17 protein-coding genes and 1 pseudogene are annotated in these 14,937 nt (G+C 72.5%); 17 read left to right on the top strand and 1 reads right to left on the bottom strand.

Going from position 1 to position 14,937, the window contains the following annotated elements; all coding sequences use genetic code 11:
• Positions 1 to 53: 53 nt before the first annotated feature.
• From rpsP to ACQPYD_RS27610, 12 genes are all read left to right on the top strand, one after another.
• Positions 54 to 512 (top strand): 30S ribosomal protein S16, encoded by a 459-nt coding sequence (gene rpsP / locus ACQPYD_RS27665; protein ID WP_267946448.1) that lies wholly within the window; start codon positions 54 to 56, stop codon positions 510 to 512.
• A 1-nt stretch (position 513) separates the two neighbouring features.
• Positions 514 to 756 carry an RNA-binding protein gene (locus ACQPYD_RS27660; protein ID WP_073704564.1) on the top strand — a complete coding sequence of 81 codons (243 nt, stop codon included), beginning with the start codon at positions 514 to 516 and terminating at the stop codon, positions 754 to 756.
• A gap of 119 nt (positions 757 to 875) precedes the next feature.
• Positions 876 to 1,388: a ribosome maturation factor RimM gene (gene rimM, locus ACQPYD_RS27655; protein WP_433698360.1), complete on the top strand. Its 513-nt coding sequence runs from the start codon at positions 876 to 878 to the stop codon at positions 1,386 to 1,388.
• 11 nt (positions 1,389 to 1,399) lie between these two features.
• A complete protein-coding gene (trmD, locus tag ACQPYD_RS27650) occupies positions 1,400 to 2,164 on the top strand; it encodes a tRNA (guanosine(37)-N1)-methyltransferase TrmD (RefSeq protein WP_267946446.1) in 765 nt (254 codons plus the stop codon).
• Positions 2,165 to 2,353: 189 nt separating this feature from the next.
• Positions 2,354 to 2,713, top strand: coding sequence for a 50S ribosomal protein L19 (rplS, locus tag ACQPYD_RS27645; RefSeq protein WP_267950508.1), 360 nt, complete (start codon positions 2,354 to 2,356; stop codon positions 2,711 to 2,713).
• 67 nt (positions 2,714 to 2,780) lie between these two features.
• Positions 2,781 to 3,656, top strand: coding sequence for a signal peptidase I (lepB, locus tag ACQPYD_RS27640; protein WP_344176447.1), 876 nt, complete (start codon positions 2,781 to 2,783; stop codon positions 3,654 to 3,656).
• Between the two features lie 252 nt (positions 3,657 to 3,908).
• Positions 3,909 to 4,250 (top strand): DUF2469 domain-containing protein, encoded by a 342-nt coding sequence (locus ACQPYD_RS27635; protein ID WP_267946444.1) that lies wholly within the window; start codon positions 3,909 to 3,911, stop codon positions 4,248 to 4,250.
• A 152-nt stretch (positions 4,251 to 4,402) separates the two neighbouring features.
• Positions 4,403 to 4,768, top strand: coding sequence for a YraN family protein (locus tag ACQPYD_RS27630; protein WP_433698358.1), 366 nt, complete (start codon positions 4,403 to 4,405; stop codon positions 4,766 to 4,768).
• Positions 4,768 to 6,291 (top strand): YifB family Mg chelatase-like AAA ATPase, encoded by a 1,524-nt coding sequence (locus tag ACQPYD_RS27625; RefSeq protein ID WP_433698357.1) that lies wholly within the window; start codon positions 4,768 to 4,770, stop codon positions 6,289 to 6,291. The genes ACQPYD_RS27630 and ACQPYD_RS27625 overlap by 1 nt, the downstream gene beginning before the upstream one ends.
• A gap of 85 nt (positions 6,292 to 6,376) precedes the next feature.
• Positions 6,377 to 7,546 carry a DNA-processing protein DprA gene (locus tag ACQPYD_RS27620; RefSeq protein WP_433698356.1) on the top strand — a complete coding sequence of 390 codons (1,170 nt, stop codon included), beginning with the start codon at positions 6,377 to 6,379 and terminating at the stop codon, positions 7,544 to 7,546.
• Between the two features lie 395 nt (positions 7,547 to 7,941).
• Positions 7,942 to 8,295, top strand: coding sequence for a RidA family protein (locus tag ACQPYD_RS27615; protein WP_433698355.1), 354 nt, complete (start codon positions 7,942 to 7,944; stop codon positions 8,293 to 8,295).
• Between the two features lie 2 nt (positions 8,296 to 8,297).
• Positions 8,298 to 9,167, top strand: a complete 870-nt coding sequence (locus ACQPYD_RS27610) for a tyrosine recombinase XerC (RefSeq protein ID WP_433698353.1) — start codon at positions 8,298 to 8,300, stop codon at positions 9,165 to 9,167.
• A 640-nt stretch (positions 9,168 to 9,807) separates the two neighbouring features.
• Here the strand turns inward: ACQPYD_RS27610 and ACQPYD_RS27605 are convergent.
• Positions 9,808 to 10,185 (bottom strand): annotated as a pseudogene (locus tag ACQPYD_RS27605) (peptidoglycan DD-metalloendopeptidase family protein); the annotation flags it as partial.
• Between the two features lie 310 nt (positions 10,186 to 10,495).
• Here ACQPYD_RS27605 and rpsB point away from each other — a divergent pair.
• From rpsB to ACQPYD_RS27580, 5 genes are all read left to right on the top strand, one after another.
• A complete protein-coding gene (gene rpsB / locus ACQPYD_RS27600; protein ID WP_433698352.1) occupies positions 10,496 to 11,449 on the top strand; it encodes a 30S ribosomal protein S2 in 954 nt (317 codons plus the stop codon).
• Between the two features lie 134 nt (positions 11,450 to 11,583).
• Entirely contained in the window at positions 11,584 to 12,420 is an 837-nt protein-coding gene (tsf, locus tag ACQPYD_RS27595; RefSeq protein WP_433698351.1) for a translation elongation factor Ts, read from the top strand.
• A 183-nt stretch (positions 12,421 to 12,603) separates the two neighbouring features.
• Positions 12,604 to 13,329, top strand: coding sequence for a UMP kinase (gene pyrH, locus ACQPYD_RS27590; RefSeq protein ID WP_267950507.1), 726 nt, complete (start codon positions 12,604 to 12,606; stop codon positions 13,327 to 13,329).
• Between the two features lie 60 nt (positions 13,330 to 13,389).
• Entirely contained in the window at positions 13,390 to 13,947 is a 558-nt protein-coding gene (gene frr, locus ACQPYD_RS27585; protein WP_267946435.1) for a ribosome recycling factor, read from the top strand.
• 3 nt (positions 13,948 to 13,950) lie between these two features.
• The gene (locus ACQPYD_RS27580; RefSeq protein ID WP_330158506.1) at positions 13,951 to 14,883 is read left to right on the top strand and encodes a phosphatidate cytidylyltransferase; all 933 of its coding nucleotides are present in this window, start codon (positions 13,951 to 13,953) and stop codon (positions 14,881 to 14,883) included.
• Positions 14,884 to 14,937 lie beyond the last annotated feature (54 nt).

Raw genomic sequence — 14,937 nt, 5'->3', positions numbered from 1 at the left:
CGTGGTTTCGCCGCCGGGCGCCGAACACCGTTCATCGGGAGAAGACCACTCCAGTGGCTGTCAAACTGAAGCTCAAGCGTATGGGCAAGATCCGTACGCCCCAGTACCGCATCATCGTCGCCGACGCCCGCACCAAGCGTGACGGCAAGGCGATCGAGGAGATCGGCAAGTACCACCCCAAGGAGCACCCGAGCCTCATCGAGGTCGACTCCGAGCGGGCGCAGTACTGGCTGTCCGTGGGGGCCCAGCCCTCCGACGCGGTCAAGGTCCTCCTGCGCAAGACCGGCGACTGGCAGAAGTTCAAGGGCCTGCCCGCCCCGGCTCCGCTCCAGGTCGCCGAGGCCAAGGACCCCGAGGCCAAGGAAGCCGCCTTCCAGGCCGCGCTGAAGGAGCTCGTGCTCCCCGGCGGCGAGGGCAAGACCAAGGCCAAGAAGACCGAGAAGAAGGCGGAGAAGGCGGCCGACAAGCCCGCCGAGACCGCCGAGGCCGAGAAGTCCGAGGGCGAGGCCTGACGTGCTGGAAGAGGCGCTTGAGCACCTCGTGAAGGGGATCGTTGCGAACTCCGACGACGTCCAGGTGAGAGCCAAGCGGCTCCGCAAGGGCAAAGTCCTGGAGGTCCGGGTCCATCCCGACGACCTCGGCAAGGTGATCGGTCGCAACGGCCGCACCGCCAAGGCACTCCGGACCGTGATCGGCTCCCTCGCCGGGGGCCGCTACGTCCGAGTGGACCTGCTGGACCTGCACGAAGTGCGCTGACGCGCCTCTTGGGGCGCCGACCACGACCGGTCGGCGCCCCGTAGTTGTGCCCGGGGCACCTGCCCCGGGCACAGTTTTCCCGTCTCCACGGTGGGACGGGCGGAAGGACGGAACCTCCCATGCGACTCGTTGTGGGCCGGATCGGCCGCGCGCACGGTATCCGCGGCGATGTCGCCGTCGACGTGCGGACGGACGACCCGGCGGCCCGCTTCGCCGACGGCACGGTGATGGAGACCGACCCGGCCGGAGCCGGACCGCTCACCGTCGCGTCCAGCCGCCGCCACAGCGACCGGCTGCTGGTGCGCTTCAAGGGGATCGCCGACCGCGACTCCGCCGAGGCGCTGCGCGGCACCCTGCTGTTCGTGGACTCACGGGACATCGCCCCCCTGGACGACCCCGACGAGTTCCACGACCACGAACTCATCGGCCTGGCCGCGGTGACCACCGGGGGCGAGTCCGTCGGCACGGTCGACGACGTGCTCCACCACGCCCAGGACGTCCTGGTCGTCGCCACCCCCGGCGGCGGCGAGGTGCTGGTGCCCTTCGTCGCCGCCCTGGTGCCCGAGGTCGACGTGGCCGGGGGCCGGATCGTCATCGACCCCCCGCCCGGCCTGCTCGACCTCGCCGACTGAAGGGGCGCGCAGTGCGCATCGACATCATCAGCATCTTCCCCGACTACTTCGCCCCCCTGGACCTCTCCCTGATCGGGAGGGCACGCGCCTCGGGCCTCCTCGACGTGCGGGTCCACGACCTGCGCTCCTGGACGCACGACAGGCACAACACCGTGGACGACACCCCCTACGGGGGAGGCCCCGGCATGGTCATGAAGCCCGAGCCCTGGGGCGAGGCGCTCGACGAGGTCGTGGCCGGGGCCCCGGCCCGCCTGATCCTGCCCACACCCAGCGGCCGCCCGTTCCGGCAGGCGGACGCCGAGCGCCTGGCGGGGGAGGAGAGGCTGGTCTTCGGGTGCGGGCGCTACGAGGGCATCGACTCCCGGGTGGCCGCGGACGCCGCCCTGCGGATGCCGGTCGAGGAGGTCAGCATCGGGGACTACGTCCTCAACGGGGGCGAGTCCGCGACGCTGGTGATGGTCGAGGCGATCACCCGCCTGCTGCCGGGTGTTCTCGGCAACACCGAGTCGGCGGTCCAGGACTCCTTCGCCTCCGGCGGCATGGAGAACCTGGTCGAGGGGCCGGTGTACACCAAGCCCGTCATGTGGCGGGACCAGGAGGTGCCGCCCGTGCTGCTGTCCGGCAACCACGGGGCCGTGGACCGCTGGCGCCGCGACCAGGCGCTCCGCAAGACCGCGCGCAACCGGCCGGACCTGGTCGGCGCCATGCCGGAGGAGGCCCTCGACCGGCGTGACCGGGAGGTCCTCGCCGAGGAGGCCGTTCGGGAAGCCACCTGACATGTGGCAAACTGGGTGGGTTCCCCCTTGGTGACCCATGGCATCCGCATGCCGGCGGCACGACGTCGGCCTCTGTGACGGTCACCGGGTGGTCCGAATGTCCAGACCCGTACGGGCCCTCGCCCGCGCAACCCTCCCCGCACCACGCCGGGGACAGGGCGCGGAGCGCTATCGATGAGGAATCGCGAGATGCACACCGCCATCCAGGAGCTCGAGAAGGCTCAGCTCCGCACCGACGTCCCCGAGTTCCGCCCGGGTGACACGCTCAACGTCCACGTCCGCGTGACGGAGGGCACCCGCACCCGTGTCCAGGTCTTCAAGGGCGTCGTCATCCGCCGTCAGGGCTCGGGCAACCGCGAGACCTTCACCATCCGCAAGGTGAGCTACGGCGTGGGCGTGGAGCGTACCTTCCCGATCCACACCCCGGCCATCGAGAAGTACGAGGTCGCCGCCCGCGGCCGCGTGCGTCGCGCCAAGCTGTACTACCTGCGCGACCTGCGCGGCAAGGCCGCCCGCATCCGCGAGCGCCGCGAGCCCGTCTCCAAGTAGTCTTCCGCTCCTTTTCGGAGCCGAAGAGCCCTCTTCCCGCACGGGAGGCAGGATAGGCTTCGGCTCGATGAGCAAAGACGAGAGGGATCCCGGCGCGGACGGGGTCCAGGACGAGGATTCCGCCCGGCCCGGCCCGGAGGAGCGAAGCTCCGCCACTGGCTCCCGAGTCCCTGAGGACTCGGGAGCCAGTGGTGTCTCCGAAGTCGTTGGTCAGGAGCCGGAGGAGAAGGCGGACGCCGAGATGAGCAAGTCCCAGAGCAGTGAGAAGAAGGGGTCGTTCTGGAAGGAACTCCCCATCCTGATCGTGATCGCCGTGGTGTTGGCGTTCGTGATCAGGACCTGGGTGATGCAGGCGTTCTACATCCCCTCCACATCGATGGAGAACACGCTGCTCGTCGGCGACCGGGTGCTCGTGAACAAGGTCGTCTACCAGATCCGCGACATCGAGCGCGGCGAGGTCGTCGTCTTCAACGGCAACGGGTCGTGGGACGACCCGAACACCGTGACCGTGCCCGAGCCGACCAACCCCGTCGCGGGCGCCTTCAGCTGGGTGCAGCAGCAGTTGGGCGCCGCGCCCACGGGCAAGGAGTACATCAAGCGGGTCATCGGGCTTCCCGGCGACACCGTGGAGTGCTGCGACGAGCAGAACCGCATCCTGGTCAACGGCGTCCCCCTGGAGGAGGACGCCTACCTGTACCCGGGAAGCGTGGCCAGCCACACCGAGTTCGGCCCGGTCGAGGTGCCCGAGGGGCACCTGTGGCTGATGGGGGACCACAGGGCGATCTCCTACGACTCCCGCCTCAACCAGAACAACCCCGGTGGCGGCGCCGTCCCGATCGACCACGTGGTGGGCCGGGCGTTCGTCATCATCTGGCCGTTCAACCAGGTCGGCGGTCTGGGCGTTCCGGAGAGCTTCGAGGCCGTCGACGCCGCGGCCGGGTGACGCCGTGACCGGTCCCGGTCCGAAGACGGATCGGGACCTCCGGAGGGTTCCGGTGACCGATCCGTCGAAGGAAATCTGTTCTACGGGGCCCAGAAGTCCGTTCCGTGACGCATGATGGATCTCGGATCGTCTTGATGTCCCCCCGACGCGTGGGTCCTCCCACGCGGGGAACAACCGGGGCGGTGGCGGTGTACACGTGATGAGGAGACCGGCACACCACGACCGGAGAGTGCGACGAAAGCGAGCGCGTGGATGAGTTCTGAGGACCTGGAGAAGTACGAGGCCGAGATGGAGCTCCAGCTCTATCGCGAGTACCGGGACGTCGTCGGGCTGTTCAGCTACGTCGTGGAGACCGAGCGCAGGTTCTACCTGACCAACAACGTCGATCTCCAGCCGCGTTCGACCGAGAACGGGGAGATGTACTTCGAGGTCGTCATGGAGGACGCCTGGGTCTGGGACATGTACCGCCCGGCGCGGTTCGTCCGCAACGTGCGCGTGGTGACGTTCAAGGACGTCAACGTCGAGGAGATCCAGAAGTCCGACCTGGAGATGCCTCCCGCGGACGGCGGCCGGGGCGGTCCCGAGCTGCCCTGACCCCGACCGTGCCCCGGGCATGACCGGTCCCCGGGGCGGCTCCCCGTGGCGGCCCGCGTGCCCGGGGCGGCGGGCGGTTCGTCCACAGGAACGAACTCCCCCTGGCGCGCCGGACGGCGATCACCCACCGTTGTAACGGGAGGTGGTCGACCGTGGACAGGTGGGCCGGATACCGGAGGACACTGGGCGGACGCGGGGAGGACCTCGCCGCGGTCTTCCTGCGGCGCGCGGGCATGCGGGTGGTGGACCGCAACTGGCGGTCGCCGTCGGGGGAGATCGACATCGTGGCCCGCGACGGACCGGTCCTGGTCGTCGCCGAGGTCAAGACCCGGACCTCCGTGCGGTACGGGCACCCCGTGGACGCCATCACACCCGACAAGCGGCGCCGTCTGCGCCGCCTCGGGAGGGCGTGGGCGGCCCGGCACCGGGTCCCGGCCGCGTCGCTGCGCGTGGACGGCGTCTGCGTCCTGATCACCGGCGGGCGCGTGTTCGTCTCCCACGAGCGGGGGATGACGTGATGACCCTCGCCCGCGCCCACTGCATCACCCTGCTGGGGGTCCAGGGGCACATCGTCGAGGTGGAGGTGCACCTGGGCGGCGGCGACCCCGGGGTGACGCTCGTGGGGCTCCCCGACGCCGCGCTCCGTGAGGCCCGGGACCGCATCCGCGCGGCCGTGGCCAACAGCGGCGAGGAGTGGCCCAGCGGCCAGATCACCATCAGCCTGTCCCCGGCCAGCCTCCCCAAGGCGGGCAGCCTCTTCGACCTCGCCATCGCCGCCGCCGTGCTGTGCGCCACGGGCGCGGTGCCGCCGGACCGCCTGGCGGGCACCGTCCTCATCGGCGAGCTCGGACTCGACGGGCGGGCGCGCCCGGTGCTCGGCGTCCTTCCCGCGATGGTCTCCGCCACCGAGCAGGGCTACCGTGGGTTCGTCGTGGCGCGCGGCAACGCGGCCGAGGCCCGCCTGGTCCCCGACGTGGAGGTGACCGCGGTGGGCAGCCTGATGGACCTGTGCCAGTGGCTGCGCGGGGAGTTCTTCCTGGAGGAGGCCGCCGGGCCGGAGGCCCCCTGTGCCCGGGAGCCGGACGACCCCGGGCCGGACCTGGCTGACGTGCTGGGCCAGCCGGTGGCGCGCAGGGCGGTGGAGGTCGCCGCGGCGGGCGGGCACAACCTCATGATGCTCGGCTCCCCGGGCACGGGCAAGAGCCTGCTCGCCGAGCGCCTGCCGACCGTCCTGCCCGGACTGCGCCCGTCCGAGGCGCTGGAGGCCACCGCCATCCACTCGGTCGCCGGGATGCTCCCCCGGGGCTCTCCTCTGGTCACCCGGCCCCCGTTCGCCGCCCCGCACCACACCTCCTCCCGGGCGTCGATCATCGGCGGGGGCAGCGGCTACCCCGGGCCGGGCTGGGTGTCCAAGGCCCACCGGGGGGTGCTGTTCGTGGACGAGGCGCCCCAGTTCGGCAGGGGGGTGCTGGACTCCCTGCGCGAGCCGCTGGAGCGGGGGGAGGTGGTGCTGGCGCGGGCCTCCTCCACGGTGACCTTCCCCGCCAGGTTCCAGCTCGTGATGGCCGCCAACCCCTGTCCCTGCGCCAGGCCGGGCAGCATGTGCACCTGCCCGCCGGGGGAGCGGCGCAGGTACTTCTCCCGGCTGTCCGGGCCGCTGTTGGACAGGATCGACCTCAAGGTCGACCTGCAACCCGTGACGAGGGCCGAGCTGCTCGCCGACCGCGCGTTCGCGGAGTCCTCCGCCGTGGTGGCCGCCCGGGTGGAGAGGGCGCGCGCCCGCGCGCTCGCACGGCTGGCGCACACGCCCTGGACCACCAACGCGGCGATCCCCGGCGCGCGGCTGCGCCGGGACTTCCCGGTCGAGCCCGCCGCGCTGCGCGTCCTCGGAAGGGCCATGGACGCCGGGCAGATCAGCGCCCGCGGGGTCGACCGGGCCCTGCGGGTCGCGTGGACGCTGGCCGATCTCGCGGAGCGGGACCGCCCGGGGGAGGAGGAGACCGCCTATGCCTTCGCGCTGTGGACCGGGCGGGCGTGGTGAGGCGGGGCTGCGGCGATCCGCGTCCCGGGGTGCGGACCGCCGCGCTCCGGAGGGGCGCGGCGGACACGGGTGGAAGGGGAGCACGGTGACCGTACGGGACCGGCAGGGGGAGGCCGACGCCCGGGCGCGGGCCTGTCTGACGGCGGTCGCGCCGCCGGGGGACCTGTGGCTGGGGGCGATGCTCGCCGAGCACGGTGCGGCCAGGGTGTGGGCGGCGCTGGTGGCGGGGGAGCCCCCGCCGCCCGTGCCGGTGGAGGAGGACGAGGACCCCGACCCGGAGGCGTGGGCCCGGCTGCGCCGCCGCTGGGACGAGTGGAGCGCGGCCGCCGCCCGGGTCGACCCCGACGGGCTGCTCGGAGAGTCCGCGGCGGCCGGGATCCGGTTCGTGGCGCCGGGCGACCCCGAGTGGCCCGGCCGGCTGGACGGCCTCGACCTCCCCGGCGGTCGCCGCTCGCACGGCCTGTGGGTACGCGGCGGCGGGGACCTGCGCAACCTGTGCCTGCGCTCGGTGGCCGTGGTGGGCGCGCGCTCGGCCACGGCCTACGGCGAGCACGTGGCGGCGGAGATGGCCTACGAGCTGGCGGAGCAGGACGTGGTCGTGGTCTCCGGCGGCGCGTACGGGATCGACGGCGCCGCGCACCGGGCCGCCCACGCCAACGGGAGCACCGTGGTGGTACTGGCCTGCGGGCTGGACGTGGACTATCCGCGCGGCCACGCGGGCATGTTCGCGGACATCGCGCGGACCGGGGTGCTGGTGGGCGAGAGGCCGGTCGGCGCCACGCCCCGGGCCAAGGACTTCCTGATCCGCAACCGGCTGATCGCGGCGCTCACCCCGGGAACGGTGGTCGTGGAGGCGGGCAGGCGCAGCGGCGCGCTCAACACCGCCTCGCACGCCGTCGAACTCCACCGGGTGCTCATGGCGGTGCCCGGTCCGGTCACCTCCGCCATGTCGGTGGGCTGCCACGTCCTCCTCCGCGACTGGCAGGCGGGCTGTGTCACCTGCGCCGACGATGTCGTCGCCCAGGTCGGCGCGGTGGGTGAGCTGCCTCCGGAGAGCGGGCCGATACGGGTCTCGGCCCACCTCGACGCGGAGAGCGCCCGGGTCCTGGAAGCCGTGCCCCGGGCGGGGGCCGGTCCCGCGGTGGTCGCCGCCGCGAGCGGGACCTCCCTGGACGTCGCGATGCGCTCCCTGGGGCTGCTGGCCGCGGCGGGGCTGGTCGAACGGTGCCGGGCCGGATGGCGGCTGCCGCGCTGACGGGGGATGCCGCGGCTCCGTGCCCCGCGGCGGTGCGGTTCCTCGACCGTAGGAGGCGGCTGCCGGTCTGGGCCTGCGGTGCGGGGTCTGCGGTGCGGATCTCGCGCCGCGCGGACCTTGTGTGGCGCGGGGTCGCCTGTCCCAGGGTTTCCGCCGCCCCGGGGCCGCGGTGCGGTCCTCGGTCCGCGCGGACCTTCTGCGGCGCGGGGCCGGGCTCCCCGCTGGCCGGGGCCTGCGGTGCGGGGCCTTCCGCCCCAGGGTTTTCCGGTGCCCCGGGGGCTGCCGTGCGGGGCCGCCGCCGGACGGGCCCCGCTGCGGCACAGCCGCCCGGGGCGGCTCGGCGGGCGCCGAACCGGGCACGGATAGCGGGGCGCGATGGCGGGTAGGGTTCCGCCATGGCCAAACCGTACAGTGACGTCGTGCTCGCGGACGGCCCGCTGCTGTTCGTCTCCGGACAGACCCCCGAGGCCCCCGACGGGGACGTCGCCGGAGGGGTCGAGGGACAGACCCGGCAGGTCTTCCGCAACATGGAGCGCGTCCTGGCCCGCCACGGGGCGGACCTGGGACACCTGGTGAAACTCACCTACTACCTCCGCCACATCGCCGACCTCGACGAGTTCCGCAGCGCCCTGGTCGCCTGCCTTCCCGGCGAGCACCGCCCGGCCGGGACCCTGGTGGAGGTGAGCGGCCTGGTCAACCCGAGGTACCTGGTGGAGATCGAGGGCGTGGCCTGCCTGCCCCGGGAGTGAGCGTGCTGGACCGCTTCGCCGCCCACCTGTCCGGTGAGCTGGGCCGCTCACCCCACACCGTGCGCGGGTACCTCGCCGACCTGCGCTCCCTGCTGGCCTTCCTGGAGGAGAACGGGTACCGGGTCGAGGACCTGGACGTGCTCCTGGTGCGCGGTTGGCTGTCCCGGTCCCGCGACGCGGGGGCGAGCCGAGCCACCGTCTCCCGGCGCGTGGCGGCCGTGCGGGCCCTCACCCGGTACCTGCACCGCGAGGGGGTGCTGGCGGCAGATCCCGGCCCGCGCCTGTCCGGTCCCTCCCAGCGGCGGTCCCTGCCGACGGTGCTGGACGAGGGGCAGGCCGCCGCGGCCCTCTCCCGGCCCCCGGGGGACGCCCCCCTCGACCTGCGCCGCCGGGCGGTGGTGGAGGTGCTGTACGCCACCGGCGTGCGGGTCGCCGAGCTGTGCGCCCTCGACCTGGCCGACGTGGACCGCGAACGCGACACGGTGCGCGTCCTGGGCAAGGGCGCGAAGGAGCGCACGGTCCCCGTGGGCGCTCCCGCGCTGGACGCCCTCGACGCGTGGCTGTCCGGCGGACGGCCGGAGATGGCCTCGGCCGCCGGCGGCGCCGCGCTGTTCGTCGGCGCGCGCGGCGGCCGGCTGGGGGTGCGCCAGGCCCGTGAGGACGTGCACGCGTACCTGCGCGCCGCCGGCGCGGACGGTGCCCCGCACGGACTGCGGCACAGCGCAGCCACGCACCTGCTCAACGGCGGGGCCGACCTGCGCAGCGTGCAGGAATTCCTGGGGCACGCCAGCCCGCGCAGCACGCAGATCTACACGCACGTGTCGGTGGAGCGCCTGCGCGACACCTACCGCCGGGCCCACCCCCGCGCCTGAGCGGACCACCGTCCCCCGTGTCTGAGCGCGGACCACCGTGTCCGCCGGCCGCACCCGCGTGCGGGCGGAGGCGGCCTCCTGGCCGTGCCCGCCCTCCTCGCCCCGCCGGTCGCATCCGCGCGCGGACGGAGAGCATCAGCTGCCCTCGGGGAAGCAGCTCGAGGAGCGCATCGCATCCGCGCGGGCGGAGAGCGTCGTGGTGCGCGATGTCGGCCAGGACGCCCGTCGGCCGCACCCGCGCGCGGGTGGGGAGCCCTCCGCCCGTCTCCGGGGCGCGCGCCCCGGGCCCACCGGCGGGTGCGGGACGGCCACCGCGCCCCTCCGCCTCCGGCCGGTCCGTGGGACAGCCCCCTTCCAGGGCCCAGGGGGCCGGCCGGTGCGAAATCCGCCACTCTCCGCCCGCCGGGCCGGGAGCGGCTCCGGGACCCGCGCCCGACCCGTGCCCCGGGGCCGCACCGCCGGAGCGGAGGCGGCAGGAGGGAGGGGCGCCGGCCGCACGGGGCCACCGGGCCGGCGGGGGTCCGGCGCGGGCCGGGCCGAGGGGGAGGAGCCGGACCTCGCCGAGGCCGAGCAGGCCGAGCGGGTCGAGGTAGTCGTCGCCGCGGAGCAGGCCCCAGTGCAGGCAGGGGCGGTCGCGGCAGTGGGGCGGGGCGGCGGCCAGGACGCCGAGGACGTCCCCGGCGGAGACCGGGTCGCCGCGCGCCAGGTCGGACTCCACCGGGAGGTAGGTGGTGCGGAGGTCCCCGTGGGCGACGCTGACCAGGGGTGTCCCGGCCACCGTGCCGGCGAAGCGCACCCGGCCGGAACCCGCGGCGTACACCTCCTGTCCGGGCTCGGCGGCCAGGTCCGCGCCCAGGTGCCCCGGGAGCCAGCGCTGCTCGGGAGGGTCGAAGGGGCGCAGCACCCCGGGGGCCGGGGACAGGGGCCAGCGCCAGCCGGTGTCCCCCGCCGCGGGGGAGGCGGGCGACGACAGGAGCGAGGCGAACAGCAGCGGGAGCAGGAGGCGGGAGAGGTCCATGCCTCCAGGGTCGGGGCGGGGGGCGGGGGCCGCCAGGGGCTTGCCGGTAACTGTGGACAACCCCGGCCCCGGGGCGCCGAACGGGGGCGCGGGGCCACTCGTAGGCGCAGCACAGGTCCGGTGTGTGCCCGGCTGAGGATAGAATCGTCCGTGGCCCGTCGGGCCGATCACAATACGCACGTCCACGCGCCTCCTCAGGGAGGGGTCGTACCTACGGTCCACCCCGCTTCGGCGGGATGGCGGTGCGGCCGGGGCGTCAGGCACAACCGAAGGCGGGGGACTCTCCCCGCCACCGCAAGGAGGACCAGTCATGGCCACAGTCGTGACGACTCGCCAGCTCCTGGAGAGCGGCGTCCACTTCGGGCACCAGACCCGTCGCTGGAACCCGAAGATGAAGCGCTTCATCCTCACGGAGCGCAACGGCATCTACATCATCGACCTCCAGAAGTCGCTGGCGCACATCGACCGCGCCTACGAGTTCGTCAAGCAGACGGTCGCCCACGGCGGCACCGTCCTGTTCGTCGGAACCAAGAAGCAGGCGCAGGAGGCCATCGACGAGCAGGCTCGTCGTGTCGGCATGCCCTTCGTCAACCAGCGCTGGCTGGGCGGCATGCTCACCAACTTCTCCACCGTCCACAAGCGGCTCCAGCGCCTCAAGGAGCTGGAGGAGATCGACTTCGACGACGTCGCCGGCTCCGCGCTCACGAAGAAGGAGCTCCTCAACCTTCGCCGTGAGAAGGAGAAGCTGGAGCGCACCCTCGGCGGTATCCGCGACATGTCCCGCGTGCCCAGCGCGGTCTGGATCGTGGACACCAAGAAGGAGCACATCGCGATCAGCGAGGCTCGCAAGCTGAACATCCCGGTCGTCGCGATCCTCGACACCAACTGCGACCCGGACGAGGTCGACTACCCGATCCCGGGCAACGACGACGCCATCCGCTCGGTCAGCCTGCTGACCCGCGTGATCGCCGACGCCGTGGCCGACGGCCTCATGGCCCGTTCCGGCGCCTCCGAGGGCACGGGCGAGCAGAAGGCCGCCGAGGAGCCCCTGGCCGAGTGGGAGCGCGAGCTCCTGGAGGGCAAGCCCGAGACCGAGGCCGCCCCGGCCGCGGACGCGGACGCCCCCGAGGTCGACAAGGAGCTGACCGAGGCCCCGGTCGAGACCCCGAAGCCCGAGGTCGAGGCCGCGATCGAGTCCGAGGCTCCGGCTGAGGCCCCGGCCGAGGCCCCGGCGCAGGAGTCCACCGAGGGCTCCGCCGAGTAGTCAGCGGTCCCAGGGACGACGGAACACCCCCGGTGCCGCCCCGCCTCCGGGCGGGGCGGCACCGGGGGTGCACGTCCAGGCTCCGCTCCTCTTTCCGAACAGACTCTCCACTCCAAGGGAATCCGAGAACAGTCATGGCGAACTTCACCGCCGCGGACGTCAAGAAGCTGCGCGACATGACCGGCGCGGGCATGATGGCCTGCAAGAAGGCCCTGACCGAGGCCGACGGCGACATCGACAAGGCCGTCGAGGCCCTGCGCGTCAAGGGTGCCAAGGACGTCGGCAAGCGCGCGGAGCGCACTGCCGCCCAGGGCATGGTCGTCCTCAAGCAGGACTCCGAGGGCAAGGCGACCCTCATCGAGCTCAACTGCGAGACCGACTTCGTCGCGAAGAACGACCAGTTCATCGCGCTGGCCAACCAGGTCGCGGACTTCGTCGCCGCGCACGAGAGCGACGACCTCGCGACCGTGGCCGCCTCCGAGATCGAGCCGGGCACGAGCCTCCAGGCCTTCATCGAGGGCAAGGGCGCCGTGATCGGTGAGAAGCTGGAGTTCCGCCGCTTCGCCAAGTTCGACGGCGTCTACGTCGCCAGCTACCTGCACAAGTCCGACCCGGACCTGCCCCCGACCATGGGCGTCCTGGTCGAGCTGGACAAGGCCGACGCCGAGGTCGGCAAGGACCTCGCCCAGCAGATCGCCGCCCTCGCCCCGCAGTACATCGGCAAGGACGACGTCCCCGCCGAGGTCGTGGAGAACGAGCGCCGCATCGCCGAGCAGACCACCCGCGAGGAGGGGAAGCCCGAGCAGGCCATCCCCAAGATCGTGGAAGGCCGCCTCAACGGTTTCTTCAAGGACGTGACGCTGCTCGGCCAGCCGTTCGTCAAGGAGAACAAGAAGACCGTCCAGAAGGTCGTCGACGAGGCCGGCGTGACCGTCAAGCGCTTCGTCCGCTTCAAGGTCGGCCAGGCCTAAGAGCTTTGAGATGATGGAGGTGCCGGGGAGACTACTCCCCGGCACCTTCGGTGGATATGGGCGGATTTCGGAGCACGCGCTCCCTGTCCGCCCTCAGCAGGAACACTCGGGGGACCCTGTGCCACTCGGGGACGACAAGGGAGGCCACAGGCCGTGAACGAAGCGACGATCACCGAACCGGCGATGCACGATTCCGGTTGGAAGCGCGTGATGCTCAAACTCTCCGGGGAGGCGTTCGCCGGCGGGGGCGGACTGGGCATCGATCCCGAGGTCGTGCAGTACGTGGCGGAGTCCATCGCCGAGGCGGTCTCCGAGGGCATCCAGGTCGCCGTGGTCGTCGGCGGCGGCAACATGTTCCGCGGCGCGCAGCTCACCGAGGGCGGCATCGAGCGCGGACGCGCCGACTACATGGGCATGCTCGGCACCGTCATCAACTGCCTCGCCCTCCAGGACTTCCTGGAGCGGCTCGGTGTGGACACCCGGGTGCAGACCGCCATCCACATGAGCCAGGTCGCGGAAGCCTACATCCCGCGCCGCGCCATCCGCCACCTGGAGAAAGGCCGCGTGGTCATCTTCGGCGCCGGTCTCGGCGCCCCGTTCTTCTCCACCGACACCACCGCCGCCCAGCGCGCCCTGGAGATCGGCGCGCAGGCCGTCCTCAAGGGCACCCAGGTCGACGGGGTCTACGACTCCGACCCGCAGCGCAACCCGGACGCGGTCAAGTTCGACAAGCTGAACTACAACGAGGTCCTCACGAAGGGTCTCAAGGTCATGGACGCCACGGCGGTCAGCCTCTGCATGGACAACGGGATGCCCATCGTGGTGTTCGACCTGATGAGCCAGGGCAACATCCTGCGCGCGGTCCGGGGTGAGAAGATCGGCACCATCGTGGGGCCGACCACCGCCTGACACCGGCCCCAGGGCCGCCAAGAAGCCACGAACACCACAGCCGAGAACCGGGAGCGCCACATGACCGAAGAGACCCTCCTCGAGGCCGAGGAGAAGATGGAGAAGGCCGTGACCGTCGCGAAGGAGGACTTCGCGACGATCCGCACGGGCCGTCCCACCCCGGCCACGTTCAACAAGATCACCGTCGACTACTACGGTGCCCGGACACCGATCAACCAGCTGGCCTCCTTCTCGGTTCCGGAGCCGCGCATGGTGGTCATCTCCCCGTTCGACGTCAACTCCCGCACCGACATCATCAACGCCATCCGCAACAGCGACCTCGGGGTGAACCCGTCCGACGACGGCCAGGTCATCCGCGTGGTGTTCCCGGACCTGTCCGAGGAGCGCCGCAAGGAGTACGTGAAGGTCGCGCGGACCAAGGCCGAGGACTCCAAGGTCTCGATCCGCAACGTCCGCCGCCGTGCCAAGGACACCTTCGAGAAGGCCGTGAAGTCGGGCGAGCTGGGCGAGGACGAGGCGCACCGCGCCCAGGCCGAGCTGGACGAGCTCTCCCAGAAGTACGTCGCGGCCATCGACGAGGTGCTGAAGCACAAGGAAGCCGAACTGCTCGAGGTCTAGCCGGTGACGACTTCTTCCAGCGGCTCCGGAGGCGATGACCACTCACCGGAGCACAGACCCGACGAGGGACCGCAGGACGATCCCGACAGGGCCGGCCAGCGCTTCGTGCTGCACAAGCCGGGGGGCGAGCCGGTCAAGACCGGCCGCAACCTCCCGGTGGCCATCGCGAGCGGGTGCGTCCTGGGCGCCCTCGTCTTCTTCTCCATCTTCCCCCTGCCCCAGCTGTTCACGATCATCACCTCCCTGGGGGTGCTGATCGGGCTGCGGGAGCTCAACCGGGCGTTCGCGGGCAAGGGCACGACCCTCGCCCTCGTACCCCTGGCCGTGGGCGGCGTCGCCATGCAGGTGGCCGCCTACTTCGGGGGGACCGAGTGGCTGGCGGGGACCACCGCCCTGACCGCGATCATCGTGCTGGTGTGGCGGCTGCGCGGCGGGGCGGACGGGTTCGTGGCCGACGCCTCGGCGAACCTGTTCACCCTGGTGTACCTGCCGTTCCTCCTGGGCACGTGGCTGCTGCTCGTCTCGCATCCCGAGGACGGCCAGTACCGGCTGGTGACGTTCATCGTGGTGACGATCTCCAGCGACATCGGCGGCTACTTCGCCGGGATCATGCTGGGCCGGCACAAGATGGCGCCGGTGATCAGCCCGAACAAGACCTGGGAGGGCTTCGGCGGCTCCGTGGTGGGGTGCGCGGTCGCCGGCGCCCTGTGCGTGACGCTGATGCTGGACGGCCCCTGGTGGGTCGGCGCGGTCCTGGGTCTGGCCGTCGTGCTCGCCGCGACGGTCGGGGACCTCATCGAGTCGCTGTTCAAGCGCGACCTGGGGGTCAAGGACATGGGCCGGTTCATGCCGGGCCACGGCGGGCTGATGGACCGGCTGGACTCGCTCCTCATCGCGGGTCCCGTGGTGTGGATCGTGCTCAGCCTCCTCCTCTAGGGGAAGCGCGGAGGACCGTGTCGAGGGGGCGGACCCGGGGGGTCCGCCCCCTCG

Origin of the sequence: Nocardiopsis sp. CA-288880 (assembly GCF_050955985.1) — a bacterium.
Lineage (GTDB): Bacteria > Actinomycetota > Actinomycetes > Streptosporangiales > Streptosporangiaceae > Nocardiopsis > Nocardiopsis tropica.
This window is presented reverse-complemented; position numbering and strand designations above follow the sequence as displayed.

Bases quoted from the DNA above. Each gene is read 5' to 3' on its own strand.
- rplS (WP_267950508.1), top strand. From the start codon at position 2,354: ATGCACACCGCCATCCAGGAGCTCGAGAAGGCTCAGCTCCGCACCGAC.
- lepB (WP_344176447.1), top strand. From the start codon at position 2,781: ATGAGCAAAGACGAGAGGGATCCCGGCGCGGACGGGGTCCAGGACGAG.
- pyrH (WP_267950507.1), top strand. From the start codon at position 12,604: ATGCACGATTCCGGTTGGAAGCGCGTGATGCTCAAACTCTCCGGGGAG.
- frr (WP_267946435.1), top strand. From the start codon at position 13,390: ATGACCGAAGAGACCCTCCTCGAGGCCGAGGAGAAGATGGAGAAGGCC.
- rpsB (WP_433698352.1), top strand. From the start codon at position 10,496: ATGGCCACAGTCGTGACGACTCGCCAGCTCCTGGAGAGCGGCGTCCAC.
- ACQPYD_RS27635 (WP_267946444.1), top strand. From the start codon at position 3,909: ATGAGTTCTGAGGACCTGGAGAAGTACGAGGCCGAGATGGAGCTCCAG.
- ACQPYD_RS27615 (WP_433698355.1), top strand. From the start codon at position 7,942: ATGGCCAAACCGTACAGTGACGTCGTGCTCGCGGACGGCCCGCTGCTG.
- tsf (WP_433698351.1), top strand. From the start codon at position 11,584: ATGGCGAACTTCACCGCCGCGGACGTCAAGAAGCTGCGCGACATGACC.
- ACQPYD_RS27625 (WP_433698357.1), top strand. From the start codon at position 4,768: ATGACCCTCGCCCGCGCCCACTGCATCACCCTGCTGGGGGTCCAGGGG.
- rimM (WP_433698360.1), top strand. From the start codon at position 876: ATGCGACTCGTTGTGGGCCGGATCGGCCGCGCGCACGGTATCCGCGGC.